The organism is Kitasatospora sp. NPDC022785, from assembly GCF_055561295.1.
The window spans coordinates 241,106-264,720 of the sequence record NZ_JBVHHB010000005.1; the positions used below are offsets into that span (position 1 = coordinate 241,106).

Below are 23,615 nucleotides of genomic sequence, written 5' to 3' on the forward strand. Positions count from 1 at the left end.
TAGCGCATGCCGTCGGCCGGCTCCGGTTTCCACCGGGCGGCCGGGCATGCCGGACAGACAGGAAGTACAGCCATGGCCGGCAACAGTGCACGCAGGAACCGTCGCAACCCCGGATCGAAGAAGGGCGCGAGTGTCGGTACCGGCGGCCACAGCCGGAAGGCGCTCCAGGGCAAGGGCCCGACCCCTCCCGGCGCGGAGCGCAAGGGCCACCCGAAGCAGCGCCAGGCCAACGCCGCGCTGAAGCGCGAGCGGGACGCCAAGGCCCGGGCCGGCATGCGCCGGGCCGGCGCCGGCGGCCGGGGCGGCCGCGGCGGCGCCGGTGCCGCCGAGCTGGTGTTCGGCCGCAACTCGGTGGTCGAGGCCCTGCAGGGCGGTGTTCCGGCCACGGCGCTGTACGTCATGCAGTTCATCGACACCGACGACCGGGTCCGCGACGCCTTCCAGGCCGCCAACGACCGCGGCATCCCGCTGATGGAGGCCCCGCGGCCCCAGCTGGACCAGATGACCGGCGGCATGAACCACCAGGGCCTGGTGCTCCAGGTCCCGCCGTACGAGTACGCGCACCCCGAGGACCTGCTGGCCGACGCCGCCGACGCCGGTGAGGACGCGCTGATCATGGCGCTGGACGGCGTCACCGACTCGCGCAACCTGGGCGCCGTGGTCCGCTCCGCCGCCGCCTTCGGCGCGCACGGCGTGGTCATCCCCGAGCGCCGGGCGGCCGGCATGACCGCCGGTGCCTGGAAGACCTCCTCCGGTGCCGCGGCGCGGCTGCCCGTCGCCCGCGCCACCAACCTGACCCGGGCGCTGGAGGCGTACCAGAAGGCCGGCCTGATGGTGGTCGGTCTGGCCGCCGACGGGGAGGCCGAGGTCGGCGACCTGGAGGCGCTGTCCGGCCCGGTCGTGATCGTCGCGGGCAGCGAGGGCAAGGGCCTGTCCCGGCTCGTCTCGGAGACCTGCGACATCCGGGTGCGGATCCCGATGCCGGGTGCCACCGAGTCGCTGAACGCCGGCGTCGCCGCGGGCATCGTGCTGTACGAGGCCGCGCGCCTGCGCAGCAAGGTCGGCTGAGGCGGGCTCTCGGCCCAGCACAGGCGAGGCGCGCGGCGCAGGCGATCTTCCGAAATTTCCGCAGCGCGTCCGCAATCCGGGTGAAAGCGATCGGGCCCGACCGGGCCCGATCGCTTTTCTCATGATCACTTCAAGTGGGCGCCGGATATCCACTCGCGAGAGTGTCCTAACCGGGTGTCACCCGGTTAGACGGGTGTGGACACCAGAACACCTCGGCGCCCCCTCCTGGGCGGCGGCAGCACCGGGATAGACGCGGGCCCCGGCCTCAACACCGTCAAGGTGCCGTCCGACCCCGCGCGCCTCAGCAGCACCCAGGCGAGCTTCCGGCTCCGGCTCGGCACCCCGGTGGCGCCGCTGATCGAGGCCCCGGCCGGACTGCTGTCCACCGGCGCCGCGTTCGGCGACCCGTACGCCACCCAGGGCCTGATCCGACGTCCGCTGGTCACCCCGCAGGTCGTCGTACCCGCCTCCGCCGTGCCGGCGTTCGCAGGGGCCGGCGGCGCCGGTGCGCCGCGCCGCAAGGGCCGGGTCACCGCCGTCACCTGGACCGGGCAGGCGCCCCCCGGGGACCTCGCGGCCACCCAGCTGCTGGACGCCGTCCGGCTCACCGGCGTGCCCGCGCCGGCCGGGGTCGGCAGGCGCGGCATGGGCGACGGAGACCCGGCCGACTACGACACCCAGGTGATCCCGCCGTACGCGGGCGCCCGGACCGTCCCGCGCCAGCCGCGCGAGGGCGGCGGGACGGCCACCGAGGCCGGCGTCGGCCCGGTCGGCGTGCCGCAGGGCTGGACGCCCAGCGGCGAGCTGCCCGAGGTCTCGGCCGCGTCCGCCGAGGGCAGGCAGCCCTGGTACCCCGGCCGCCGGGTCGACCTCGGCCTGGTGCTGCTGCCGCTGCGCGCCGTGCTGGGCTCGCTCTCCGTCTACGCCGGGTTCAGCAAGCTCTGCGACCCGGTGTACTTCGACGGCGGCGAGCGCGGCTCGATGATGCGCTGGCTCTCCTCGCTGCACCCGTGGAAGGTCGCCGAGCCGCTGCTGTCCTTCGCGATGGCGCACCCGGTGGGCTCGGGCCTGGTGGTGTCGTTCACCGAGATCGTGGTGGGCGTGCTGACCCTCCTCGGCCTCTGGCAGCGGCTCGCGGCCGGGGCGGCGATGCTGCTCTCCGCCGCGCTGCTCTTCACCGTCAGCTGGCGGTCCGTGCCGGTCTACGACACGCCCGACCTGATCTTCCTGGCGGCCTGGAGCCCGCTGCTGATCGCCGGAGCGCCGTACGCCTCGCTGGACGGGCGGCTCAACCTGGAGGCCTGGCGCCGGTACGGCTCCGGCGCACCGGGGGCGCTGCGCCGCCGGGTGCTGCGGCGTGGCGCCGTGGTCACCACGGTGGTGGTCGGCCTGACCCTGGTGCTCGGGTCGATGCTGGGCGCCGCGGTCCGCACCGGCGGCCGTCCGCACCCCGCGCCGTCCCGGCCGGGCATCGACTACGGCACGCCGGTCTGGCCGAGCGGCGGGCCGTCCGTGGCGCCCGGCGGGCAGGGCCCGTCCACCTCGCCCTCGCCCGTCCCCTCCCGGCCCGCCTCGCCGACGCCGAGTGCGTCCGCGCCGCCGACCCCGACCCCGGCCTCGGCCTCGCCGAAGGCCGCGACGGCCACCCCGAGCGGCAAGGCGCGGTCGACCAAGCCCGAGACCGGCGGTACCGGCTCGGCGCCGTCGGCGGCACCGTCGGCCGCCGCGCCGGCCGGCTCGTCCCCCGCGCAGCGCACCACACCGGCGTCGGGCGGTTCGGGGACGGCGCCCAAGCCCAGCCAGAGCACCGGCTCCGGTTCGGGCCTGCTGGGCGGGGTGCTGGGCAGCGGGCCGCTGTCCGAGCTGTCCGGCGGCGGCGCCCGCAGTCCGCGACCGGGGTCGCCGACGTCGACCTGACGGACCGTCCGGTCGCTCGGGGGCTCCGGCCCCTCAGGGGCCGGGGAACGGATCGGCCGGGTGCTCCGTGGGGGAGCACCCGGCCGATTGCCGTGCGGTGGCCGCTCCCGATCCACGCGGGGCCGCCCATGGCCGTGCGGTGGCCGCCCTGCGGCCTCCTGAGGGCCCTCGGGGAGAGCGTCTAGCCGGGAGTGCGGCCCGCCCCCGCGGCGAGCTCCTTGGCCGCCTCGGTGAGGTCCTTCGCGGTGTCGATGGCACGCCAGTAGACGCCTTGCGGCAGCTGGTACCCGGCCAGTCGCTTGCCGCGGGCCAGCTGCGGGAACGTGGTGCGCTCGTGGTCGCCGACGTCCGGCAGCAGCTCGGCGAACTCCGGACTGAACACGTACAGCCCGGCGTTGATGAGGAACGGCGAGGGGGGGGCCTCGATGAAGTCCAGCACGTTGCCGAACTGGTCGGTCTCCACCGCGCCCCACGGAATCCGCGGCCGGGCCAGCGCGAGGGTCGCGACGGCGCCCCGCTCGTGGTGGAAGGCGGCCATGTCGCGCAGGCTGAACCTGGTCCAGATGTCGCCGTTGGTGGCGTACCAGGGCTCGCCCGGCCGGGGCAGCGCCTTGGCCGCGTACTTCAGACCGCCGCCGCGTCCGAGCGGCTCGGCCTCGACGACGGTGCGGACCCGCAGCGGCAGGTCGGCCTTGTCGAGCCACTCCTCCAGCACGTCGGCCAGGTGCCCGCAGGAGATCACCGCGTCGGTGACGCCCTCGGAGGCGAGCCAGGCCAGCTGGTGCCCCAGGATCGGCGTGCCCGTCCCCGGGATCTCGACCAACGGCTTCGGGCGGTCGTCCGTGTAGGGCCGCAGCCGGGAGCCCTGGCCGCCGGCCAGGATGACGGCCTGGGTGACGACGGTCTGCTGGGGCGTGGGAGGCTGCGGCGCCTGCGGGGGCGTGGTGTCAGCGGTCATGGCTGCACAATAGGCGCGCGTCGGTGGCGGCCCACAGTGGCAGGGGGGTCAGCCGGTGATTCCCGAGGCGAACGAGCCGTCACAGACCGGGCGGGCGAAGGAGCGGGCCCGCTGGGCGTCCCCCTGGTACTTGCGTACCGCCGCCTTGCCCAGCTCGGTGGCGAGCGTGCTGCAGTACGGCGTCAGCGCCGGCTGCTCGCGCATCGAGCGCTCCAGCAGGTCCAGCGCGGTGCCCGGGTTGTGCGCGCGCAGCTCGTCCAGCAGGGCGACGCGTAGCGCGTCCTGCGGGTCGAGCCCCTCCGGCGCCTTGCCGGTGGACGCCCGGCCGATGCCGGCGCCGTCCCCGCTGGACGCCGCCACCACCTGCTGGTCCAGGCCCGTCGGCGGAGCCCACGGCACCCTGGTCACGGCGAGGGTGCCCGTGGTCACCAGGACGACGGGCAGAGTGAGGGCGATGGTCTGGCCGATACGGCGAACAAGCTGCTTCACGCTCAGGAGAGTAGCGCCGGGTAGGGGCCGGATCGCCCTCCGTTACACCATCGAGTGACGCGGTGTCCCGGTTCGTCCCTTCACCGTGTTGACGAAGGCCGGTTGACGGCGGAGCCCCGCCGGACCGCGATGGTCCGACGGGGCTCCGTCCTGCGCTGCTCCGCGCCCGGGCCCCACGTCCTCGGGCAGTGGGGCGCCGGGTCGCTCAGTTGCTCAGGCGGGCGCCGGAGCTGGTGGAGAACACGTGGGTCTCGTCGGCGATCGGCACGACGTGGATGGTCTCGCCGCGCGCCGGGATCTGGCGGCCGTGCACGCGGACGACCAGGTCCTTGTCCTCGCCGCCGATCTTGGTGGTGCCGTAGACGAAGCCGTCCGAGCCGAGCTCCTCGACCACGTTGACGGTGACGGCGACGCCCTCGATGCCGCCGCTCGGGACGATCTCGAAGTGCTCCGGGCGGATGCCGACGGTCACGGTCTTGTCGGTGCCGGCGCCGGCGAGGTCCTCGCGGGAGATGTTGACGACCGAGCCGCCGAACTTCACGCCGCCGTCGACCAGCGGCACCTCGACCAGGTTCATCGCGGGCGAGCCGATGAAGCCGGCCACGAAGAGGTTGGCGGGCCGGTCGTACATGTTGCGGGGGGTGTCGACCTGCTGGAGCAGGCCGTCCTTGAGCACCGCGACCCGGTCGCCCATGGTGAGCGCCTCGGTCTGGTCGTGGGTGACGTACACGGTGGTGATGCCCAGGCGGCGCTGGAGGCCGGCGATCTGGGTGCGGGTCGAGACGCGGAGCTTGGCGTCCAGGTTCGACAGCGGCTCGTCCATCAGGAAGACCTGCGGCTCGCGGACGATCGCGCGGCCCATCGCGACACGCTGGCGCTGACCGCCGGAGAGCGCCTTCGGCTTGCGGTCCAGCAGCGCGGTGAGGTCCAGGATCTTCCCGGCCTCCTCGACCTTGGCCCGGATCTCCGTCTTGTTGACGCCCGCGATCTTGAGCGCGAAGCCCATGTTCTCCGCGACGGTCATGTGCGGGTACAGCGCGTAGTTCTGGAACACCATCGCGATGTCCCGGTCCTTCGGCGGCAGGTGCGTCACGTCGCGGTCGCCGATGCGGATCGCGCCGCTGTTGACGTCCTCCAGGCCTGCCAGCATGCGCAGGCTGGTCGACTTGCCGCAGCCCGAGGGGCCGACCAGGACGAGGAACTCCCCGTCCGCGATGTCCAGGTCCAGCGCGTCCACGGAGGGCTTGTCGGCCCCGGGGTAGACACGGGTCGCCTTGTCGTACGTCACAGAAGCCATGGCTGTGCTCTCCTTCACCGGCAGGAACGTGCCGGACGATCCGAGTAAAGGGTGGATGTCGCGTCGCCGCCCAGTGGTCTGAACCACTGAACACGGCGACTCCAGGCGACGCTACCTGCGCCTTCGCCGCTTGTCAGCCCCCGGCCACCCGATTTCGGCATCGGTTCCATCACGCCCGCCCACCCCGCCCCGCCCGGGCCCCGCCCGGCCCATCCCCCGGATATGCCACCACCGCCCGACCCCCGCCCGGTAGACTGCCCCCGGTGCCGCCGTGACCATGTCGCGGACGGTCACCATGCCTCCTTAGCTCAGTTGGCCAGAGCACCGCTCTTGTAAAGCGGGGGTCGTCGGTTCGAACCCGACAGGGGGCTCAGCGTCTGAGCAGCGCAGAACGCCCCGAGCCGGGATCCGGTTCGGGGCGTTCTTGCTGGTGGAGTCCACAAAGGGTCCACAACGCTGTGGTGAGTCGGCGGGCGGGCGCTGATGTCGATCCGCGCGGCGGTGGGGCGCCTAGTCGGCTTGTGCCACGGGCGTGCCAGAAGCCGCCGGCGGGTCGTCCTTGCCGAGGGCCCGGCGGACTGCCTCGCCCATGCGGTCCGCGATGGCGCGGTCACGGTCGCTGGTCATGTGCTGGTAGATCAACGCGGCCCGGGTGGTGCTGTGGCCCATCCTGGTCATGAGTTCGCGGGTGCTGGCCCCGTTCTGCGACGCCAGGGTGTTGCCGGTGTGGCGTAGATCGTGGAAGTGCACGTCGCCGGAGATTCCGGCCTTGACCTTCGCCGCCGTCCAGTCGTCCCGGAAGTTGCTCCGGCGAAGCCGACCACCGCGGGGCCCGACGAAGAACCCGCCATCCTGGCCCTTGGCGGCGTGGCGCTCCAAGTGGTGCTCCAGGTCGGCCACGATCACGACGGGGAAGGCCACCGGGCGGAAGCCGGCGCGACTTTTGGGTGCCTTGGTGATCAGCTTGCCGCTGTTCAGCTCGGCCTGATTGCGGCGGACCCAGAGGACACGGGCGTCCAGATCCACGTCCCGCCGGCGGAGCGCGGCCAACTCGCCGAGGCGCAGCGTGGTGAAGGCGGTCAGCAGCACGAGAGCCCGCCATTGCGGCTGAATCGCGGCGGCGACGGCGTACACCTCGGGGATGGTCAGCACCGGCCGTTCCGGCACGTCGTAGGTGTCGGCGCCCTTGATTCGGCAGGGATTCCGGGTGATCATCTCGTCATCGACGGCGGTCGTCATCATGCTGCGCAGGAGCTGATACGCCTTGACGACGGTCGGTTCACCAACGCCCGCTTCCAGGAGCTTCGTTCGCCAGGTGCGCACCCGGGGAGCCGTGATCTCCGAGACGAACCGCTCACCAAACGTCGGCTTGAGGTGCAGGCGGAGAACGCCTTCGTACCGCTCCTTGGTGGTGGCTTCCAACTTGCGTTCCTTGAGCCAGTCTTCGGCGAATGGGCCGAACTTCACCTTGCCCGCGTCCGGGTCGGTCCACTTGTCGGTGACGATGCTCGCCTCGATCACGGAGAGCGCGACCTCGGCATCCGTCTTGGTCTCGTACGTCTCCTCGGCGGGGCGAAGCTGGCCGGTCAGCGGGTCGGGGTAACGAACCTGCCAGCGGCCGGACTTCAGTTGGCGAACGGAGCCGAAGCGGCGTCGGTTGCCCTTGATGTTGGCCATCACGCCACCTTCCGCAGAGATCGACGGTGGACGGTCACAGGCTGAACGGTCCGCTCGGCGATGAACTCGGCGACAGCGGAGGCCGGGACGCGCACGTGGCGGCCGACCTTGACGAAGGCGATACGTCGCTCGGCGATGAGCCGGCGGGGGAACCGCTCAGTGGTGCCGAGCAGTTCCGCTACTTGGGCGGCGGTCAGCAGCGGATCAAGCATGGGTGGGTTCTCCTTCCGTGCCGGGTGCGGGTTGGATGGCGGCCGCGAGCCAGGATTCGCCCCGGGTGAGGCCTCGGCCGGCGAAGGCCCAGTGGGCGAGGACGAGTGTGGTTTCGTCGGCGGCCGGGGCGTCGGGACCGTGGAGGCGTTCGAGGGTCTGGGCACGGCGCCAAGCGGTGCGGGCGTCGCGGAGCGCGCCGAGGGTGGTCGAGTACCGGCGGGTCTTGGTGGAGAAGTGGCCGCGGAAGCCGAGCATGTGTGCCCAGGCCCGGAGGCGGAGTTCGCCGAGTTCAGGGCGGGCGCCGAGCTTCCAGCAGGTTCGGATGAGCCGGCGGGCGTGCTCGGGGATGTCGTGCTGGGCGATCTCGGCGAGCAGGCGCACGGGGCGGTCGAGGGTGCCGGTTGCGGTCTCGGCGCCCTTGGTTGCGTACTTGGCGATGTAGGCCGCGACGGCCCGTTCTGTGATCGGGATGGGCCCGGTGAAGTCGGCGGCGCGGATCGTGCGGATGTCGAGCTGCCGGCCGAAGGCGAAGCGGTGCTGTCGACCGTCGAGGATCGGGCCGGGTATTTCGGTCCGGCGGACGGCGGCGCGGATCGCGTCGGCCAGCAGCCCTGCCGAGGCCCAGGCCGGCGGAGGGCTGTCGCCGCCCTCGGGGCCGTCGAGGCGGATCACGCCGTGGAAGTGGATCGCGCCGCGCTTCTGGTACTCGGCGACCTTGCCGAACGAGACTCGGGCGAACTCCTTGAACTCGCGCTGCGTCAGACCGGCCCGCTTGGCGAGTTCTCGGCGGAGGTTGATCGAGAAGCGCGCCCAGATCTTGCCCGCGTGGGCGTTCCACAGGACGGCGCCTTCGTAGTCGTACCTCTCGGCGTCGAGCGGCGAGCCGAGCGCCGGATCGTCGGCGACGTGGGCGGTCCCGCAGTGGCAGCGGCCGGAGGCGGGCCGGTTGTGAACAGGGCCGAAGGACGGGGCAGTGAAGGTGGCGAAGACCCGGGGGTGCGTGGTGACGGTGTCCGGGGTGCCCTTGCCGCCGACAAGTCCGGCGTTGATCAGGTGGTACGTGTCCCGGCGGTACGTCTCGGCGCAGGACGGGCAGCGGGTGGTACGGCGGTTGCCGCAGCGGACGAGGAGGTTCCCGGTGGGCAGGTCGACGGAGTCCAGGTGGTGGAGTACTTTCCCAGTCGCCTCGTTGATCTCGGTGCGCCAGCCGTCGAGCCGAATGGGCGAGGTGCAGCCGGCGAGGCCGGAGAGCTGGCGCATCAGGTCGGGCATGATGCCGAGCTGGGCGAGGCCGAGGAGGTCGGCGACCGGGACGGGGGCAGTAGCGGTCATAGTGGTTCACCTTCAACGCGGGAGTGGAGCCCCGGAGCCAGAGCAGGCTCCGGGGCTGTGATCTGGCGATTGGATGCCTTGAGGTCAGGTCACCCGGCGTTGCGGCGTCGCTTGCTGTACCCCCACCGCTCGTATTCGGCGGCAAGGTGGTCTTCCCGGTCGGCGGCGTTGCGATAGCGGATCGTGGCGTCAACGATCTGCTCGTCATTGCCGTGGTTTGCGGCCTTGGCAGCGCTCTGCCACGCCCCTCGCCTGTCGTTGGACGCGTCCTTCCACGCCTTGAATGCCTGAGTTGCGCGGAGCTCCGTCGCGTCGCGCACGTAGCGCTCTTCCGGGGTCTCACTCTGCTTGCGCTTGAACAGTCCCATGACGGGTCGTCCTTTCTTAAAGAGGTGGTTACTGCTGAGTGGTGGGCTTCTGGTGCTTGTCGAGCCACTCCTCGGCGCACACCTTGTGGACGGGCTTGCCGAGGTCGGAGCGGAGGTTGGTGGGCTTGTCGCAGATGCCGCAGGGGGCGGGCTTCTTGGCCCAGTGCCGGGAGTGACGCCAGTCGAGGAGAGCCATGTCAGATGGCGTTCGCGGTGGTGGCCAGCGGGCGGGCGACGGTGCCGGTGCCCCGGCAGGTGGGGCAGTTGACCGGGACCGTGGCGCGGGAGCCGTCACGCAGGCGCATGCCGGTGGCGATGTGCGCCGTGGCGTGACCCGAGCAGGTCGGACAGATTCGGGTCGGGGCGTGGCTGTGCTGGGGCATGATGGTGCTCTCCTTCGTGGGCTTCGGTTCGGGAAGGGGTTGCGGCCCCGGGGCGGCGGGATGCTTGGCGGCGTGTTGCCGCACCGGGGCCGGTCTTGAGATCAGCGGCGGCGGGAGGTACGGCCGTCGCGCTTGTGCGCGTACATGTCCCGGTCGGCGCCGGCGAGCGCGTCCGTGAGCGAGGCGACCGGCAGCGCGGCGGCGGGACAGATGCCCACTGAGGCGGAGGCCGGGAGCATGAAACCGGCGTATGGAACCGGCTGGTGGAGCACCCTTCGCAGATCGGACAGGCGGTCGGGGCCGTCCAGGACGACGGCGGCGAACTCGTCCCCGCCGAGGCGCGCGGCGATGCCGGAGCGACCGCACCAGGCAGCGAGGCGTTCAGCGGTGGCAGTGAGTACCGCATCGCCGGCGGCGTGGCCGTGGGTGTCGTTGGTGACCTTGAAGTCGTCCAGGTCGATCAGCAGCACCGAGGCCCGGGCGGGGTAGTGCTCAACCAGCTGGTGGGCGCGGGCGGTGAAGCCGTCGCGGGTGTGGAGCCCGGTGAGCGGGTCGCGGCGGGCGGTGGCCAGGCGGCGGTTCAGCCAGAGGCCGTGAGTGGTCCATCCGATCAGCGGTGCACCGGCGGCAAAGATCGTGGGCAGATCCATGAGCGGTCCTTCGTGATGGGCGGTGGAAGGGTTGCGATCTCCGGAGCGGCGGGATGCTGGCGGCGTGTTGGCCGTTCCCGGAGAGGTCAGAGGCCCAGCGAGTGGGCGCGGGCGGCGGCGCGGTCGAGCAGATGATGGATGTCGGCCTGCCGGGTGGTGGGGCGGTCGTTGAACTCGTCCGGGGAGCGCACGGGGCGGCCGGTGGCGTGCAGGACCTCCATGACCTGCACCCGGGCCGTTTGGACGGTGGCCGGCGTGCCGTAGCCGTGGACGAGGACGGCGGTCTGGGCACCGAGGAGGCAGACGCGGCCGGCGGAATCCCACATGGCGCCCTGGAGCCAGCCGGCGGCGACGATGTACCGGGAGGCGAGCCGCAGGTGATCGGCGGCGGTCACCGGGACCGGACGGGCCGGGCGGCGGGTGAGCCGGTCGAGCAGGGTGGCGCGCGGGACCGGGGAGCCGGCGTTCCAGGGCTGGACGGTGGAGCCGAGGGGCGAGATGTACGGGACCGGGATGCGGACCAGGGTGGGCAGCGTGGCCAAGTACGCCTCGATCTCGGCGACCAGGCCGGAGCCTTCGGCCGTTACCAGGGGCGGCAGGCTCAGGAGCTTGGTGTTCATGTGGAACTCTCCTGTGTGAATGGCTACTTGGTGCCGGTTTTGTTGATGACATTCACGCCGTCACGGGTGGTGTTGTCGATCAGCGGGGCGGCCGAGGATCCGGCGAGGTAGAAGCCGAGGAGGACGAGCGCGGCGACGGCCCACCAGCGCAGGCGGAGGTTCCGCACGATGAACCAGGCGACGAGGGCGAGCATGGGGAGGAGGGGCAGCGAGATGTTCATCGGGCCGTTCCTTTAGGCGAGTTCGGCGACGAGGGCCGAGGCGAGCGGGTCTTTGATGCCGAGCCGGGTGCGGAGCGTGGCGGCGTCGATCGGGTTGCCCGTGCGGGTGCGGTGGTCGTCGGCGACCTTCCGGGCGTGGTCGAGGAGGAAGGACGGGACGGCCGGAGCCGCAGCGGGAACCGGGACTGCTACCGGGGCCGGATTCGGGTCCGGCGCGGGAGCCGGGGCGATCTCCGGGACGGGCGGCGGAGGAAGGGCCGGTGTCGGCTCGGACACCATCTCGACGTCCGCGGAGTAGAGCGGCAGCAGGTCGTCGGCCTCGGTGTCGTCCTGCTCCGGTTCGGCCGGTACGGCGTCCGGCGTGGGCGCGGTGGTCGAGTGGGCGAGCAGGGTCCCGCCGAGGAATGCGGCGGCGGGCCAGCCGGCGACGAGCACGCGGAGCCAGGCCGGTGTATCGGCGAGGTCGAGCAGGCCGGCGGTGCCGATGTTCGCGCCGAGCGAGGCGGTCAGCGCGATGACGAACCAGCACCAGGCGAGCCGGACCGAGGCCCCGGAACGCAGTCGACGCCAGGCGGCGACGAGCAGGAGATCGACGGACACCGGGTAGGCCCAGGACTTCCAACCGGTCTGGCCGGCCGCCTCGGCGAGGTCGTGCAGGTGGGCGAAGGAGAGCGCGGCGGCGATCACCGCTTGCGCCAGGACGGCGTCCAGCTTGGGGAGTCGGCGCATGTCGGTTCACCTCCAGTTCGATGGGATGGGAGACCGGGCGGGGCCGGCTGGCTGGCCGCCCGGGCTCGGTGGACGGGCTCTACTGGGCGTTGCTCGGACGGCGGGACGCAGTGATGTAGAGCCGCTGCTGACCGGGGGTGCGCGTCGGGTACTCCTTGACCTCGTGCACGCTCCAAAGGCGGCACAGGTCGGCGACCACCAGGTGCACGTTGTTGACGTCGCAGATCACGCGAATCTGGATCACTGCGGGACCCCCAACGCAATTCCCGTGCCGAGGCAGTCGAGGCACGTGGCCTCCTGTTCGGCGATCTGGCGCCGGCGCGGACCACGGCCGGCATAGACGGTCTCGGTGGTCTGGCCGGTGCCCTCGCAGTGCTGGCAGGGCGCGGGCTTGGGCGCCGTCTGGCGCTTGCGGGCGGCCACCGGGGTCACCGGGCGTTGCGCTGGGCGCGATCGGCGGCGGCGCGGGCGTCCCGGGCCACCTCGGCGGCGTCGCGGTCGTCGGGGTTGGCCTTGGTGATGCGCTCCAGCAGATCGGCCTTCTCGGCCAGCAGCGGGCCGGAGTCGGCGCGGCGGTCGGCGTTGGCCTTGAGGCGGCCGATGAAGGCGCCGATCTCGGAAATGGACGGCTTGCGGGACATGGGCGTTCTCCTTCTGGTCGAGGCATGGCGGGGGTAGGGAATTGGCGCGAAGCGGTCGCGCCGACCGTGGGCGGGGGGAGCTACTCGGCGGCCGGGAGCGGAGCGAAGACCGGCGGGACGGTGGGCTGAGGCGGGATGATGGGCACCACCGGCGGGCGGAAGGCCGCGAGGCGCGGCAGGTCCGGCACCAGGTGGGCGAAGTTCGCGCAGTGCTCAGCGACCTCGGCGAGCGAGCGGAAGGGCGTGCGGATCTCGGACCAGTGGCCGGAGGTGTCGGCGGCGACGGCCATGCCGGGCATGTCGGGGCTGATCCGAGTGGCGGCCGTCATGGCGGCCTCGGAGATGTCACCGAGCCCCATCTTCGCCGTCTCCAGGTCGTTGACCCGGTGGACGGTGCGGCCGGTGAGCTGGGAACGGAGCAGGGTGGCACCCTTGCCGAGTTCGGAGCCGAAGCGCTGGCCCGAGATCTCCAAGAAGATGCCGGCGGCGCGGGCGAGTTGGGCGAGCCGGATGAGCGCGGTGACGATCTGGTTCCGGCGTTCCTCGTCGGCCTTGCTCGCGACCAGGAAGAGTTCGGCGATCTCGTCCACCAGGACGATGACGGGCACCGGCCGGACCTTCGCCGGCAGGCCCCAGATGTCGGCGGTCAGTTCCTCGGCAGCGACCGAGCCGGGCACACCCTGGTAGGCGCGGATCAGGTCGTACCGGTCGTCCATCTCGACCAGCAGCGCCAGCAGCAGGCCGAGCGCCTCACCCTGGTCGGTGGCCAGGGCGGACAGCCGCGGGGCGAAGGGTCGCTGTTCCACGCCGCGCTTGCAGTCGATGCCCACCAGGGCGACCGGCTGCGAGGCAAGGCCATGGATCAGGTTCCGGGTGAACATCGACTTGCCCGACTGGTTGGCGCCGAGGTTCAGCCCGTTCGGCGACTGCCGGAAGTCCCGGTGGTGGATGGTGCCGTCAGCCCGGAGAGCGACCGGGACCCTTAGCAGGCGGGCGGCCTTGGCGTTGGCCCGGCGGGGCAGGCGGACGTTCTGCAACACGTCGAAGCCGACGATCCGCAGATCCACCACACCGGGCTTGACCTCCGAGGCGTACACCGCGTGGACGCCCCAGGCGTGCCGCAGACGCTCAGTGGCGTTCACCACGTCGGCCGTCTCCTGGCCACGGGCGAGCCGCAGCCGCAACCGAAGCCCGGTCGAACTGGCCGTGATGCTGCGGACCTTGGGCATCGCGGGCCGCGCGGGCCGGTTGGTGGCCGAGGAGGCCATGGCCCGCCAGAACGAGGGCTCCACCGTGAGGCCGCAGGCCTCCATCACGTTCTCGTAGTCGCTCCGGATGCGGTGGACGGTCAGCGGCAGGCCGACAGTCGCCCAGTACGTGCGGGGCATCCTGGCCCTCGCGTAGAGGGCTCCGGAGCCGAGGACCGCAGCGGGGGCGCCCAGCTCCAGGAGCGTCGTCGTCAGGGCGTCCATGGCGGTCAGGCGCCGGCGCCGGCGAGCGCCGGGGCGGCGGTGACGGTCACGGCGTCGGCCCGGAAGGCGATGCCGGAGCGCTTCTGACCGTTGAACTCGTTCTCCCACGGCCGCGCGATCAGCCGGGTGAGGCTGACCAGCATGCCGGGGGCGAGCCCGTCCGGAATGCCCGGCTGCGGGACGGTCAGGGACAGGATGTCGGCCTCACCGTTGGCCACGAAGGTGACGTCCAGGGTGACCAGCGGCGCGCCGGTCTCGGTGTCCATGGCCATCTCGCCGGTGCGGCGGTCCTTGAGCTTCGGGCGGGGCGCCTGGGCGACCATCACCAGCGCGGCGGTCGTGTCGACGGGGATGAAGCGCATGAGCTGGGCTCCTTCATCTGGCACCGAGGGGATTCGTCAGTCCTCGGAGCAGCCTCACCACGGCAGATACCGGGTGTCATCAGCACCTCCTGAGATCTTGTCTTCAAGTCCTCATTAGGAGTTGCTGCTTCCATGACTATGACGGCTCATCAGCTAGTCGTCAACACCTCTTTAGGACTTAGGATGAGCGGGAGACCACGACAGGACGGTGACCAGCACCATGGCCAACCAGTACGAGCGGATTGCAGCCGATCTCAGGCGCCGGATCGACACGGGCGAGCTGGCCCCGGGCGACCGGCTGCCGGCCGAGACCGCGCTTGCGGACCAGTACCGGGTGAGCGTTCCGACCGTCCGCCAGGGCGTGGGCGTGCTCCAGGGCGAAGGACTGGTGGAGAAGCAGCACGGCCGTGGGACCTTCGTCCGCCGGCAGCCGACCAAGGTGAAGCGCGACAACCAGCGCCACCAGTGGGAGAAAGATCGTGCCCGGGAGCCGGAGTCCGAGCGGCTGAAGACCGGCGCCACCGAGCACGACACCGGGCTCACCGTGAACGATCTCGTGTTCTCGGCCCAGTACGAGAAGGTGCGTGCCAACGCCGATCTTGCCGCCGCGTTCGGGATCCCAGAGGGTGCGTTGCTGCTGGAGCGGATCTACCGCACGCGGTACAGCGAGGAGCACGCGCCGTTCAACGTGGCCCGGTCGTACCTGGTACTCGACATGATCGAGGGGAACCCCGACTTGCTCCGAGAGGACCAGGAGCCATGGCCAGGCGGGACGCAGAACCAGCTGTACACCGTAGGAATTGAGCTGGACCGGATCGTGGAGACCTTTCGGGCCCGGCCTCCGACGCCCGAGGAGAACGAAGAACTCGGTCTGCTGGTGGGTGTGTCGGTGATCGTTCTCCGGAAGACTTGCATCGACACGACGGACCGCGTGGTGGAGGTCTCCGATGTTGTCCTGCCGGGCGACCGTACCGAGATGGTCTACACAACCAAGCTGAACAGGTGGTGAGCATGACCAACCTCGTTACCGTCATCACGGCCGTCCACGGCCCGAGCGCCGAGTATCTGGCCGACGCCTACAAGTCGCTGCTGGAGCAGGATCTCCCGGACGGTTGGGACTGGCAGTGGGTGATCCAGGAGGACGGCGAGACGGACGACGTCGCCCCCCACGTCCCGGACGACGCGCGGATCAGCTTTGGCCAGGGCCGGCACGGGCGTGCGGGCATGGCACGCACGATGGGGCTCTCCCGCGCCGTCGGGCAGTTCGTGAAGGTGCTCGACGCCGACGACATGCTGCCGCCCGGAACGCTGGCCCGGGACCTTGCCGTCCTCACAAACCGGCCGGGCGTGGCGTGGACGACGTCCCGCGTACTCGACCTGCTGCCGGACGGGAGCACGGTGGGCTTCGACCAGGACCCGCCGGCCGGGCCGATCGAGCGCGGCGAGGTGCTGGAGCACTGGAAGGCCCACGACTTCCGCGCCCAGGTGCACCCGGCGACGCTGTGTGTGCGGCGGGACCTGTTGCTCGCGCTCGGCGGGTGGATGGCACTTCCGGCGTCCGAGGACACCGGGCTGCTGCTGGCGCTAAACGCAGTCAGTCGCGGGTGGTTCGTCGCGGACACCGGGCTGCTGTACCGGAAGTGGCCCGGGCAGAGCACCCACCAGGCGGCGCACAGCCAGGAGGTGGAGCGAGCAGCCCGCATGGCGGTCGTCCAGGCCCGGGCAGAGGCTCTGCTGGCACTGGGGAACTGGCGGATCGACGCCGGTTGAGCGTGACGCGGCAGGATCGGCCCCGGCAGCTTGCTGGGGCCGTTTTTGCTGCCTGGATTTAGATGCGGTCAGCCGACCCGTCGGCGGCCCGAGCGCCGGGCAGGAGAAGCCCGCGGGCGGTGTGCTGATCACCCTCGAAGCGGCCCCGGACGCCCAGATCGGCGCGAGCGGCTTCGTGGAACCGGTTGATCGCCTTGAACACCTCGGTGTGCAAGGCCCGCCACTCGGCAAGGGTGCCGTCGACCATTCCCCGTGCCTGCCAGCCGATCGCAGCCAGGGCCTCCTGGATCGAGTGCGCCGCCTCGATCACGTCGTCGCCGGCAAGCAGCATGACCCGTTCGAAGGCCTTGGCTTGATCCCCGCCAGCTTCGGTGAGCTCCATCGACAGCTCGTGCTCAGTACGAGGCATCTGCCGGATCTCTTCCCGGACCTCGTACAGGAGAACCGAGATATGGATCGTGGTCCGGACCTGCCCGACGTAGTCGGCGTAGGCGTCCAACTTCTTCTCGTCCCAGCGGAGCCGCAACCCGTCCTTGCGCCGGCTCCGTTCCATCAGGCTGTTCGTCAGGTAGGTAGTGAGCCCACCGAGAACCACGGCCGCGATGGTCACAAGCTGGGTGATCGTATCCATGGCCCCCGCGCAGGATGGTGAAGAACCGTCAGTTCAGAGCTTGCCGATCATAGGCGGCCGGCGGGCCAAGGAGCAGGGGCAGAGGAGGTAAGGAGGGCGGGGTGATGAGGGAGGAGGGGTGCGTAAAACTCTTCTCTACGGGTTCAAGGGCGCGCGTTGCGCGCCAGGGCGCAGGCCTTGCCGCTCGCCTCGCCCCCTGTCTTCGCCCGGGGCGGGCGGCGGCCGGCCGCGCCAGGCGTCGGACCGGAGGGGATGGGTACAGGCCACTACCGGCCGTGGCTGGTGACGGGCTCCTCCACGGTTTTACCCACCTCCCTGGCCCGGGACCCGCGTCGAGCAAGAACGGGGGGCCACTCGGCCAAATTGCGGTCAGGCCCAAAAGCCCTGACCGAGTCGCAACAGCTTACGGCCCCCCGATCATGCTCGACCCCAAACCAGACAGGACACCGGCCAAAACCGCTCCACCGCCCGCAAGTAGGGGCGACAGCGGCAGCTGATTTCGGGTTGAGAGGGAGTGGGAACGAAGAGATCTCCCGGGAAGACTGAGCATCGCCACGGCTGGGCGCGAGGAGTCTCTCTAAAGTCGCCCAACGAGACCCGCGGGCTGGCAGAATCAGCCGGGCAGTGGGAAGGCTTACGTCCGTGGGGGTAGAAAGTCGATGTCGGAATCGATGAGTGCGTCAGGGAATGTGGATACGACGGATGCCCTGATTGAGCATCGTCGCGAGGTTGCCGACCTCCGTCACCGAATTAGAAATCGACGTATGCAGGTGATTGGCCTTTTCGGCGCCCCGTTGCTATTTGCCTCCGTTGCTCTGCTGTGGGCTGGACTTGGGCTCTTTGTGTGGCTGGGGCGGGATATCCCAGGTGAGGTTAATGGAACATTTGCTGGCATTTTGACGGCATTGCTGGCTATCTTCATTGCCTTGGCGAACTTGGAATTTAATGGAGACTTTGAATTCTGGGAGGATCGCAAGACTCCGGTGAGCGACCTTAAGCTCGACCTGGAGTTGGCGGAGGAGCGCAGAATTCTTGAGGCGAGGAGACTCACGCCGTCTACGGTGGATCGTCGGGCGTCATATAAGGAGCGGATCCCTGGCGAAGTAGTTAGGCTCCGCAAGGAGTCTCGCTATTATCGGCGCGTTCACCTCTTTCTGCAGTGGATAGTCTTTGTTGGATCTGCGGGGGTTTCTGCGATCACCGCGTGGTACGACCCTCCGCAGCCGGGAAAGGGGGTCCTGATTGTCTTGGGCTTCACTATTACGGTAATCACTGCTGTGGTTGGGTACTTTAAGCCGCGAGAGCGCGCATTTAACCTTCAGCAGACTGCCGACAGTATGGAGCAGCATGTCATTGCGCTCGATCTAGGCATTTCTCCCTACGGGCGGGATGATGAACAGAATTTGGAAGGTTTCGCCACTACTGTCGAAGCTCTACGGGCAGACCAGCGAATGCGTGAGCAGCAGCTAGAGCAGTCTCATCAGGGTCAACCCGAGGTGATCTAGTGCCCGGAAGGCCCAATGCCAGGGTTGCGGGCGGTTGTCTCAGTGGACCGTAAAGTCTGCCAATGCCGGCGTTGGGGCCGAGGCTGTGCCACAGGCGTGCCAGATCGGGCGGTACGTGACGGTGAATCGCGGGCGCCAGCGGCGCGGCGGCGGTCAGGTGGCCAGGGTGGCGATTCGCAGGTCAGCGCCAGGACCGCACGCCAATCCTTGTAAAGCGGGGGTCGTCGGTTCGAACCCGACAGGGGGCTCTGTGCAGACGCTCCGCCAGAGCACTTCGAAGGGCCCCTCCATCCACGGGTGGAGGGGCCCTTCTCGGCGTTCTCCCGCGGATCCGGGTCCGCGGTGTGCGGCGGGGCCGGACCGTGCCGTCAGCGGGTGGTGGTCGCGTGATCACCGGCCCCGGGCTCGTCGCCCGGGGCCGGCGGTGTTTTCGGGGGTGCCGGGCGGAGTTGGCGCAGGGTCGAGCCGGGGGCCGGGGTGTGGACGGTGAAGAGTTCGGCGGCGCGGCGGTAGGAGAGGCGGGCGCGGCCGGTGTGGGGGCAGCGGTCGCGGGTGGGGGTGGTGGCGGGGGCGCGGCGGCCGGTGAGGAAGAGCGGGCCGGTGGTGCGGCCGGCGAGGAGGAAGGGGAGCAGGCGCGCGGTCCCGGCCCCCCAGTGCAGTGGCGGGGCGGGCGGACGGGTGCGGCGGTGGGGGAGGTCGAGGTCGTCGGCGTCGAGGGCGAGGACGGTCTCGATGGTGGCGCCGCTGTCGTGGAGCAGCTGCCAGAGGGTCTGTTCGCGCAGCGGGGCGCGGAGGGCGAAGAGGGCGCGGAGCTGGTCCGGGGTGAGTGGGGCGGCGTCGGTGGCGGGCAGGGGGCGCTGGCGCAGGGAGGTGGTGGGGTCGGTGTCGATCCAGCCCCGGGTGCGCCAGAAGGCCACGGCGGCGCGCAGGGTGGAGAGTTCGCGGTTGAGGGTGCGCGGGTCGGTGCCGCCGGCGCGGTGGGTGACGGCGGCCTGGAGGCGGGCGGCCGCTCCGGGATGGTCGAGCAGGGCGAGCGGGAGGACGGGCGGCCGGGCGCGACGCCGTTCGGGGCCGGTGGGGGCGAGGCGGTCGGCGAGCGCCCAGGCCCAGGTGTTCAGGGCGATCCGGTAGATCCGGCGGGAGCCCGGGCCGAGCTCGGAGGCGGCGAGATAACGCTCGACGGCGACCGCGTACTCCACCGGTGGCTGATCGGGCATATGAGCCTCTCTTCCGCAGTAAATACCGCAGTAAATATGGGTCGTGAAGGTCCTTCGAGAATACCGGTGAAGCGCAGTAAATGGCAGGTGGGAGCCGGTTGATGGGGGAATTTACCGCGGGTGTCGCGGCGGTCGGCAAAATTGATGCCATTCGGCTCAGGTTTTTCGCCGGAAACCCTTGAACGCCGCTCCCGGGCGGAGGCAGACTTGCCGCCCATGGCAGTGGAAACGGAGCGGATTCCGGCCCGCCGGCGGCGGCTGGGAGGCCGTCTCGCCGTACTGGGCGAGCGCGACTTCAGATGGTTCTTCGTCGGCTACACGACCTCGTTGCTCGGCTCCTCGATGGCGCCGGTGGCGGTGGCGTTCGCGGTGCTCGACGGTGGCGGCAGCGGTACCGATCTGGGTTGGGTGATGGCCGCCCGGATCCTGCCGATCGTGCTGGTGCTGCTGGCCGGTGGCGTGATCGCGGACCGGCTGGGCAGCCGGCGGGTGATGCTCGGCTCGGACGTCCTGCGAGGGGTGGTCCAGGCCGCGTTCGCCGTGGTCCTTGTGGCGGGCCGGCCGCCGGTGTGGGCGATGGTGGTACTGGTCGCCGTCTGGGGCGTCGGCGAGGGGCTGTTCATGCCGGCGCTCGGCGCGCTGGTGCCGGACCTGGTGCGCCGCAAGGAACTGCTGTCGGATGCCAACACCCTGCTGGGGCTGGCCCGTTCGGTGGCGACGGTGGCGGGTCCGGCGGCGGCGGGCGTCGTGACGGCCGTGCAAGGTCCGGCGGCGGTGCTGCTGGTGGACGCGGTGACGTACGGGATCGGCGGGTTCGCGCTGGCCCGGCTGCGGCTGCCGGGCAGGGTGGCTGTCGAGGGCCCGGCCGGCTCGCTGCTCGGCGATCTGCGGGACGGCTGGGCCGAGTTCGGCTCGCGGCCGTGGCTGTGGATCACCACGGCGCACGTGGGCCTGTTCAACATGCTGGTGTGGGCGCCGTTCCTGGTGCTCGGCCCGCTGACCGCGCAGCGGAGCCTGGGAGGGGCGCGAGCCTGGGGACTGGTGATGGGCGTGTACGGCGTCGGCGCGGTGCTGGCCGGGATGCTGATGCTGGGGCGCAGGCCGGGCCGGCCGCTCGCGGTGGCCACGGTGGCGACGCTCGGCTGGGCGCTGCCCTCGGGCGCGCTCGCCGTGGGGGCGTCGCTGCCCTGGGCGGTGGCGGCGGCGGTGGCCGCGGGGGCCGGTTCGGCGGTCTGCGGCACCCTGTACAGCACGACCATGCAGAGCTGGGTGCCGCCTGAAGTACTGGCGCGGGTGGCCTCGTTCGGATCGCTCGGGGCGTTCGTGCTCGGGCCGGCCGGGCTGGCGGCGGCCGGGCCGATCGCGAGCCGGACCGGGGTGCACGCGGTGCTGCTGTTCGGCGCGCTGTGGCAGATCGTGGCCGGGATCCTGGTGCTGGCCGTCCCGGCGGTGCGGCGGCGGCCCTGGGAGCAGGGTGGCGCGGTGGGTGGGGAGCACGGGGCCGCGGAGGGCGAGCACGCGATGGGCGGCGAGCGCGGGGCGGAAGGGGAACGGGCGGCGGAAGAGCCGGCCGAGGTGCCCTGACGCGGGCCGCGGGCGGCTCTCCGCGTACCGCGCACCGCGGGGAGCTCTCCGCGTACCGCGTACCCGCGCACCGTGTCCGGCCGGGTGCGCGGCGGAGCCGGACTCCCCCCGCTCGCGACAGTGGCGCGCAGGGCGGCCGGGGCGGTCGTACGGTGGAGGGAGTACGGGGGCGAACGGAGGAGGTAGGCCATGCCCGGTTCTTCTACCATCAGCCACCACGAGTCGGCGGTCGCCCTGGACCACACGGACGGGAAGCGGCTTGCCACGGTGCTGGAGGAGCTCGCGTATCTGCTGGAGATCCCCGGTCCGAACCGGATCAACGACGCCCAGCTCGGTGCCCTCTGCGAGGGCCGGGCGCCGGACCGGGCCGAGCTGTCGCGTTGGTCGCGCGGGCTCGCCGCGGAGCTGAAGGGGCGGCTCTAGCCGCGGCCGTGCCGGACCGGCCGGAGCCGTACGATGGCGCGCGGGGCGGGTGGTCCTCGCGCGCCTTCCGGGTGCCGGCGTGGCCGGCGGCCGTCCCGGCGGAGGAGGGTGGGGGCCCGTACGTGCCGCAGTCCGAGTCGCAGCCCCGGCAGGCGTCCGGCCCCGGGTCCGGCCCGAGGTCCGGCACCGGCGCCGGCAGCCGCTCCGGGTCCGGCCCGATGTCGTGGCTGACCGTGGAGACGCCGCTGCCGAGCGGGCCGATGCACATCGCGGTGACGCCGCTGGGCGTGGCGGCCGCGGGCTACCTGGGGCACGCGGGCGGGGAGCTGCCGCGCTGCACGGACGAGCCGAAGATCGCCGCCGTCACGGACCGGATCGGTGCCTACCTTGCGGGCCGCAGCCGGGAGTTGGGGCTGCCGATCGACTGGAGCCTGAGCGCCGGGCCGCACCGCGCCGTGCTGCAGACGCTCTGGCGCGACGTGCCGTTCGGGCGGACCATCACCTACGGCGAACTGGCCTCCCGCAGCGGGGTGTTCGAGGACGTGTCGGAGCCGGGGCTGGCGGCCCGGACGGTCGGGCAGATGATGGCCGCCAATCCCGTGGCGCTGCTGGTGCCGTGTCACCGGGTGGTGGCGGCGGACGGGATCGGCGGCTTCGGCGGCGGGCGGGTCGGGATCGACGTGAAGCGCTGGCTGCTCACCCTTGAGGGCGTGCTGGAACCGACGCTGGACTGGAACGGGCCGCTGTAGCAGCCCGGTCGGGTCCCGGAGCGCGTCCGCGCCGTGCTCAGTGGACCAGCTCCACCGGGGCGAGGCCGCGGGCGAACGGGGCCTGGCGCGGCAGCACCGGCTGGATGCCCGAGACGAGCGTGTAGTCGATGCCTCCGAAGTCCCCGCCGGAGTCTCCGGTGAAGTCCCGGGCGAGGTCTCCGGCCCGGCCGGTGTCGGGCCGCTCGCCGAGCGCCAACTGCACCGCGTTCCACGGCAGGTTGAGGCCGCACAGGCGCAGCTGGTGCAGGCCGCCCGAGGGCCGGGTGTTGACGTCGATGACCACCGGTTCCCCGGCCAGGTGGCGGAACTGCACGTTGGAGAGGAACGCCATCCCGGTGGACTCGACCACCCGGCGGGCGGGTTCCAGGTACCGCCGGGCGGTGGTGAAGCTGCGGCGGCGCCGGTGCTTGCTGCGGCCGACGGCGGCGAGCAGGGTGCCGTCGCGGTCGGCGAGGCAGTCCACCGAGACCTCGGGGCCCTCCAGGTAGGGCATCACCAGCAGGTCGGCGGGACCGCCGGCGCCCCCGGGGGTGACGCCTTCCGGTGCGGCGGCCTCCAGCGCGGCGGCCACCTGGTCGACCTGGACCCGGCTGTCCCAGCCGGCCAGCCGGTGCAGGCCGAAGGGCTCGCGGGTGAGGACCCGGAACCCCTCGCCGCCGGCGCCCGAGGAGGGCTTGAGGCAGGCGGTGAGCCCGGCGGCCTCGATCCGTTCGACGGCGGCGAGCAGGTCGGCGGCGGTGCGGACCTGCCACCAGGGCGGGGTGGGCAGTCCGGCGGCGGCGATCGCCGCGTAGCCGTCCGCCTTGCTGTCGAAGGCCGCGACGGCGGTGGCGGGCGGGCAGACGAGGGCGGTGCCGATCGCCTCGAACTCCTGGTGGTGCAGGGATATCGCGAGCTGGTGGAGGCGGGGCAGGAAGACGTCGACGGAGTGCCGGGCGCAGTAGTCGAGGGCGTAGCCGACGTACGCGTCGGGGGTGAGGTCGCCCGGCTCCAGGGTGGCGTGGTCGGCGGCGGCGAGGACGGGCGAGTCGGGGTCGACGTGGGTGGCGTGGATCTCGACCGGCCGCGGCGCCTCGCGCAGCTGTTCGATGAAGAACACGTTCTCGGCGTAGGTGCGGTTGAGCCAGATACGGACGGGGGCGCTCATGACGGCTCCCAGGGCAGGGGTGAACGAGTGGAGGGCATCCGGTCCGACCACACTCGTCAACTGGCCCCGTGGCCCTTTGAGGTGGCACCTTAGCGGCCTCTCGCACGGGCGCGAACCCGGGGTGGGTGAGGGGTGGGAGGGGCGCCGCGGGCGGCTCCGGGGAGGGAGCGT

28 protein-coding genes and 1 tRNA gene are annotated in these 23,615 nt (G+C 71.6%); 9 read left to right on the forward strand and 20 right to left on the reverse strand.

Going from position 1 to position 23,615, the window contains the following annotated elements:
• The first annotated feature begins 72 nt into the window (after positions 1–72).
• Together rlmB and ACZ3YO_RS11200 are read left to right on the forward strand one after the other, a co-directional pair.
• Positions 73–1,068, forward strand: coding sequence for a 23S rRNA (guanosine(2251)-2'-O)-methyltransferase RlmB (rlmB, locus tag ACZ3YO_RS11195; protein ID WP_396321939.1), 996 nt, complete (start codon positions 73–75; stop codon positions 1,066–1,068).
• 195 nt (positions 1,069–1,263) lie between these two features.
• A complete protein-coding gene (locus tag ACZ3YO_RS11200) occupies positions 1,264–2,985 on the forward strand; it encodes a DoxX family membrane protein (RefSeq protein WP_465567778.1) in 1,722 nt (573 codons plus the stop codon).
• Positions 2,986–3,166: 181 nt separating this feature from the next.
• On the opposite strand, the gene ACZ3YO_RS11205 is transcribed toward ACZ3YO_RS11200, so the two are convergent.
• The 3 genes from ACZ3YO_RS11205 to ACZ3YO_RS11215 form a co-directional block, all read right to left on the reverse strand.
• Positions 3,167–3,943: a nucleotidyltransferase family protein gene (locus tag ACZ3YO_RS11205; protein ID WP_465548392.1), complete on the reverse strand. Its 777-nt coding sequence runs from the start codon at positions 3,941–3,943 to the stop codon at positions 3,167–3,169.
• A 48-nt stretch (positions 3,944–3,991) separates the two neighbouring features.
• Complete coding sequence (locus ACZ3YO_RS11210; protein ID WP_465548393.1) at positions 3,992–4,432, reverse strand: hypothetical protein; 441 nt, start codon at positions 4,430–4,432, stop codon at positions 3,992–3,994.
• Between the two features lie 205 nt (positions 4,433–4,637).
• Positions 4,638–5,729 (reverse strand): ABC transporter ATP-binding protein, encoded by a 1,092-nt coding sequence (locus ACZ3YO_RS11215; protein WP_396321935.1) that lies wholly within the window; start codon positions 5,727–5,729, stop codon positions 4,638–4,640.
• 297 nt (positions 5,730–6,026) lie between these two features.
• Here ACZ3YO_RS11215 and ACZ3YO_RS11220 point away from each other — a divergent pair.
• Positions 6,027–6,100 (forward strand) — tRNA-Thr (locus tag ACZ3YO_RS11220).
• A gap of 139 nt (positions 6,101–6,239) precedes the next feature.
• Here the strand turns inward: ACZ3YO_RS11220 and ACZ3YO_RS11225 are convergent.
• From ACZ3YO_RS11225 to ACZ3YO_RS11290, 14 genes are all read right to left on the reverse strand, one after another.
• Positions 6,240–7,406, reverse strand: a complete 1,167-nt coding sequence (locus tag ACZ3YO_RS11225) for a tyrosine-type recombinase/integrase (protein ID WP_465567783.1) — start codon at positions 7,404–7,406, stop codon at positions 6,240–6,242.
• Complete coding sequence (locus ACZ3YO_RS11230; RefSeq protein WP_465567786.1) at positions 7,406–7,618, reverse strand: helix-turn-helix domain-containing protein; 213 nt, start codon at positions 7,616–7,618, stop codon at positions 7,406–7,408. The genes ACZ3YO_RS11225 and ACZ3YO_RS11230 overlap by 1 nt, the downstream gene beginning before the upstream one ends.
• Entirely contained in the window at positions 7,611–8,951 is a 1,341-nt protein-coding gene (locus ACZ3YO_RS11235; protein WP_465567789.1) for a replication initiator, read from the reverse strand. Before ACZ3YO_RS11235 ends, ACZ3YO_RS11230 begins: the two co-directional genes overlap by 8 nt.
• Before the next feature lie 89 nt (positions 8,952–9,040).
• Positions 9,041–9,319, reverse strand: a complete 279-nt coding sequence (locus ACZ3YO_RS11240) for a hypothetical protein (protein ID WP_465567792.1) — start codon at positions 9,317–9,319, stop codon at positions 9,041–9,043.
• Positions 9,320–9,347: 28 nt separating this feature from the next.
• Positions 9,348–9,515, reverse strand: coding sequence for a hypothetical protein (locus ACZ3YO_RS11245; RefSeq protein WP_465567795.1), 168 nt, complete (start codon positions 9,513–9,515; stop codon positions 9,348–9,350).
• Between the two features lies 1 nt (position 9,516).
• Positions 9,517–9,702 (reverse strand): hypothetical protein, encoded by a 186-nt coding sequence (locus ACZ3YO_RS11250; protein WP_465567797.1) that lies wholly within the window; start codon positions 9,700–9,702, stop codon positions 9,517–9,519.
• A gap of 101 nt (positions 9,703–9,803) precedes the next feature.
• A complete protein-coding gene (locus ACZ3YO_RS11255) occupies positions 9,804–10,352 on the reverse strand; it encodes a GGDEF domain-containing protein (RefSeq protein ID WP_465567800.1) in 549 nt (182 codons plus the stop codon).
• An 86-nt stretch (positions 10,353–10,438) separates the two neighbouring features.
• Positions 10,439–10,972, reverse strand: coding sequence for a DUF6197 family protein (locus ACZ3YO_RS11260; protein ID WP_465567803.1), 534 nt, complete (start codon positions 10,970–10,972; stop codon positions 10,439–10,441).
• 23 nt (positions 10,973–10,995) lie between these two features.
• Entirely contained in the window at positions 10,996–11,193 is a 198-nt protein-coding gene (locus ACZ3YO_RS11265) for a hypothetical protein (RefSeq protein WP_465567806.1), read from the reverse strand.
• A 12-nt stretch (positions 11,194–11,205) separates the two neighbouring features.
• Positions 11,206–11,922, reverse strand: coding sequence for a DUF2637 domain-containing protein (locus ACZ3YO_RS11270; RefSeq protein WP_465567809.1), 717 nt, complete (start codon positions 11,920–11,922; stop codon positions 11,206–11,208).
• A 79-nt stretch (positions 11,923–12,001) separates the two neighbouring features.
• Positions 12,002–12,166: a hypothetical protein gene (locus tag ACZ3YO_RS11275; RefSeq protein ID WP_465567812.1), complete on the reverse strand. Its 165-nt coding sequence runs from the start codon at positions 12,164–12,166 to the stop codon at positions 12,002–12,004.
• A gap of 184 nt (positions 12,167–12,350) precedes the next feature.
• The gene (locus ACZ3YO_RS11280) at positions 12,351–12,563 is read right to left on the reverse strand and encodes a hypothetical protein (RefSeq protein WP_465547759.1); all 213 of its coding nucleotides are present in this window, start codon (positions 12,561–12,563) and stop codon (positions 12,351–12,353) included.
• Positions 12,564–12,643: 80 nt separating this feature from the next.
• The gene (locus ACZ3YO_RS11285) at positions 12,644–14,035 is read right to left on the reverse strand and encodes an FtsK/SpoIIIE domain-containing protein (RefSeq protein ID WP_465567815.1); all 1,392 of its coding nucleotides are present in this window, start codon (positions 14,033–14,035) and stop codon (positions 12,644–12,646) included.
• Between the two features lie 5 nt (positions 14,036–14,040).
• Positions 14,041–14,397 carry an SCO3933 family regulatory protein gene (locus ACZ3YO_RS11290; RefSeq protein WP_465547761.1) on the reverse strand — a complete coding sequence of 119 codons (357 nt, stop codon included), beginning with the start codon at positions 14,395–14,397 and terminating at the stop codon, positions 14,041–14,043.
• A gap of 220 nt (positions 14,398–14,617) precedes the next feature.
• Here ACZ3YO_RS11290 and ACZ3YO_RS11295 point away from each other — a divergent pair, with 220 nt between their 5' ends.
• Both ACZ3YO_RS11295 and ACZ3YO_RS11300 read left to right on the forward strand, forming a co-directional pair.
• Positions 14,618–15,406: a GntR family transcriptional regulator gene (locus ACZ3YO_RS11295; protein ID WP_465568056.1), complete on the forward strand. Its 789-nt coding sequence runs from the start codon at positions 14,618–14,620 to the stop codon at positions 15,404–15,406.
• Between the two features lie 2 nt (positions 15,407–15,408).
• A complete protein-coding gene (locus ACZ3YO_RS11300; protein ID WP_465567819.1) occupies positions 15,409–16,167 on the forward strand; it encodes a glycosyltransferase family A protein in 759 nt (252 codons plus the stop codon).
• A gap of 58 nt (positions 16,168–16,225) precedes the next feature.
• Here the strand turns inward: ACZ3YO_RS11300 and ACZ3YO_RS11305 are convergent, their stop codons facing one another.
• Entirely contained in the window at positions 16,226–16,798 is a 573-nt protein-coding gene (locus ACZ3YO_RS11305) for a hypothetical protein (protein ID WP_465567822.1), read from the reverse strand.
• A 764-nt stretch (positions 16,799–17,562) separates the two neighbouring features.
• Between ACZ3YO_RS11305 and ACZ3YO_RS11310 the strand changes: the two genes are divergently transcribed.
• Positions 17,563–18,303, forward strand: coding sequence for an SLATT domain-containing protein (locus tag ACZ3YO_RS11310; RefSeq protein WP_465567825.1), 741 nt, complete (start codon positions 17,563–17,565; stop codon positions 18,301–18,303).
• A gap of 368 nt (positions 18,304–18,671) precedes the next feature.
• Here the strand turns inward: ACZ3YO_RS11310 and ACZ3YO_RS11315 are convergent, their stop codons facing one another.
• The gene (locus ACZ3YO_RS11315; RefSeq protein WP_465567828.1) at positions 18,672–19,520 is read right to left on the reverse strand and encodes a hypothetical protein; all 849 of its coding nucleotides are present in this window, start codon (positions 19,518–19,520) and stop codon (positions 18,672–18,674) included.
• A gap of 216 nt (positions 19,521–19,736) precedes the next feature.
• On the opposite strand from ACZ3YO_RS11315, the gene ACZ3YO_RS11320 reads away from it, so the two are divergent.
• The 3 genes from ACZ3YO_RS11320 to ACZ3YO_RS11330 all read left to right on the forward strand — a co-directional run bounded on the left by ACZ3YO_RS11320 (position 19,737) and on the right by ACZ3YO_RS11330 (position 22,276).
• Complete coding sequence (locus ACZ3YO_RS11320) at positions 19,737–21,104, forward strand: MFS transporter (protein WP_465567831.1); 1,368 nt, start codon at positions 19,737–19,739, stop codon at positions 21,102–21,104.
• Between the two features lie 189 nt (positions 21,105–21,293).
• Positions 21,294–21,527: a hypothetical protein gene (locus tag ACZ3YO_RS11325; protein WP_396321913.1), complete on the forward strand. Its 234-nt coding sequence runs from the start codon at positions 21,294–21,296 to the stop codon at positions 21,525–21,527.
• Between the two features lie 218 nt (positions 21,528–21,745).
• Entirely contained in the window at positions 21,746–22,276 is a 531-nt protein-coding gene (locus ACZ3YO_RS11330) for a methylated-DNA--[protein]-cysteine S-methyltransferase (protein ID WP_465567834.1), read from the forward strand.
• Between the two features lie 37 nt (positions 22,277–22,313).
• Here ACZ3YO_RS11330 and ACZ3YO_RS11335 read toward each other — a convergent pair whose 3' ends face one another.
• On the reverse strand, positions 22,314–23,444 hold the full coding sequence (locus tag ACZ3YO_RS11335) for an ATP-grasp domain-containing protein (protein ID WP_465567837.1): 1,131 nt from the start codon (positions 23,442–23,444) through the stop codon (positions 22,314–22,316).
• Between the last annotated feature and the right edge of the window lie 171 nt (positions 23,445–23,615).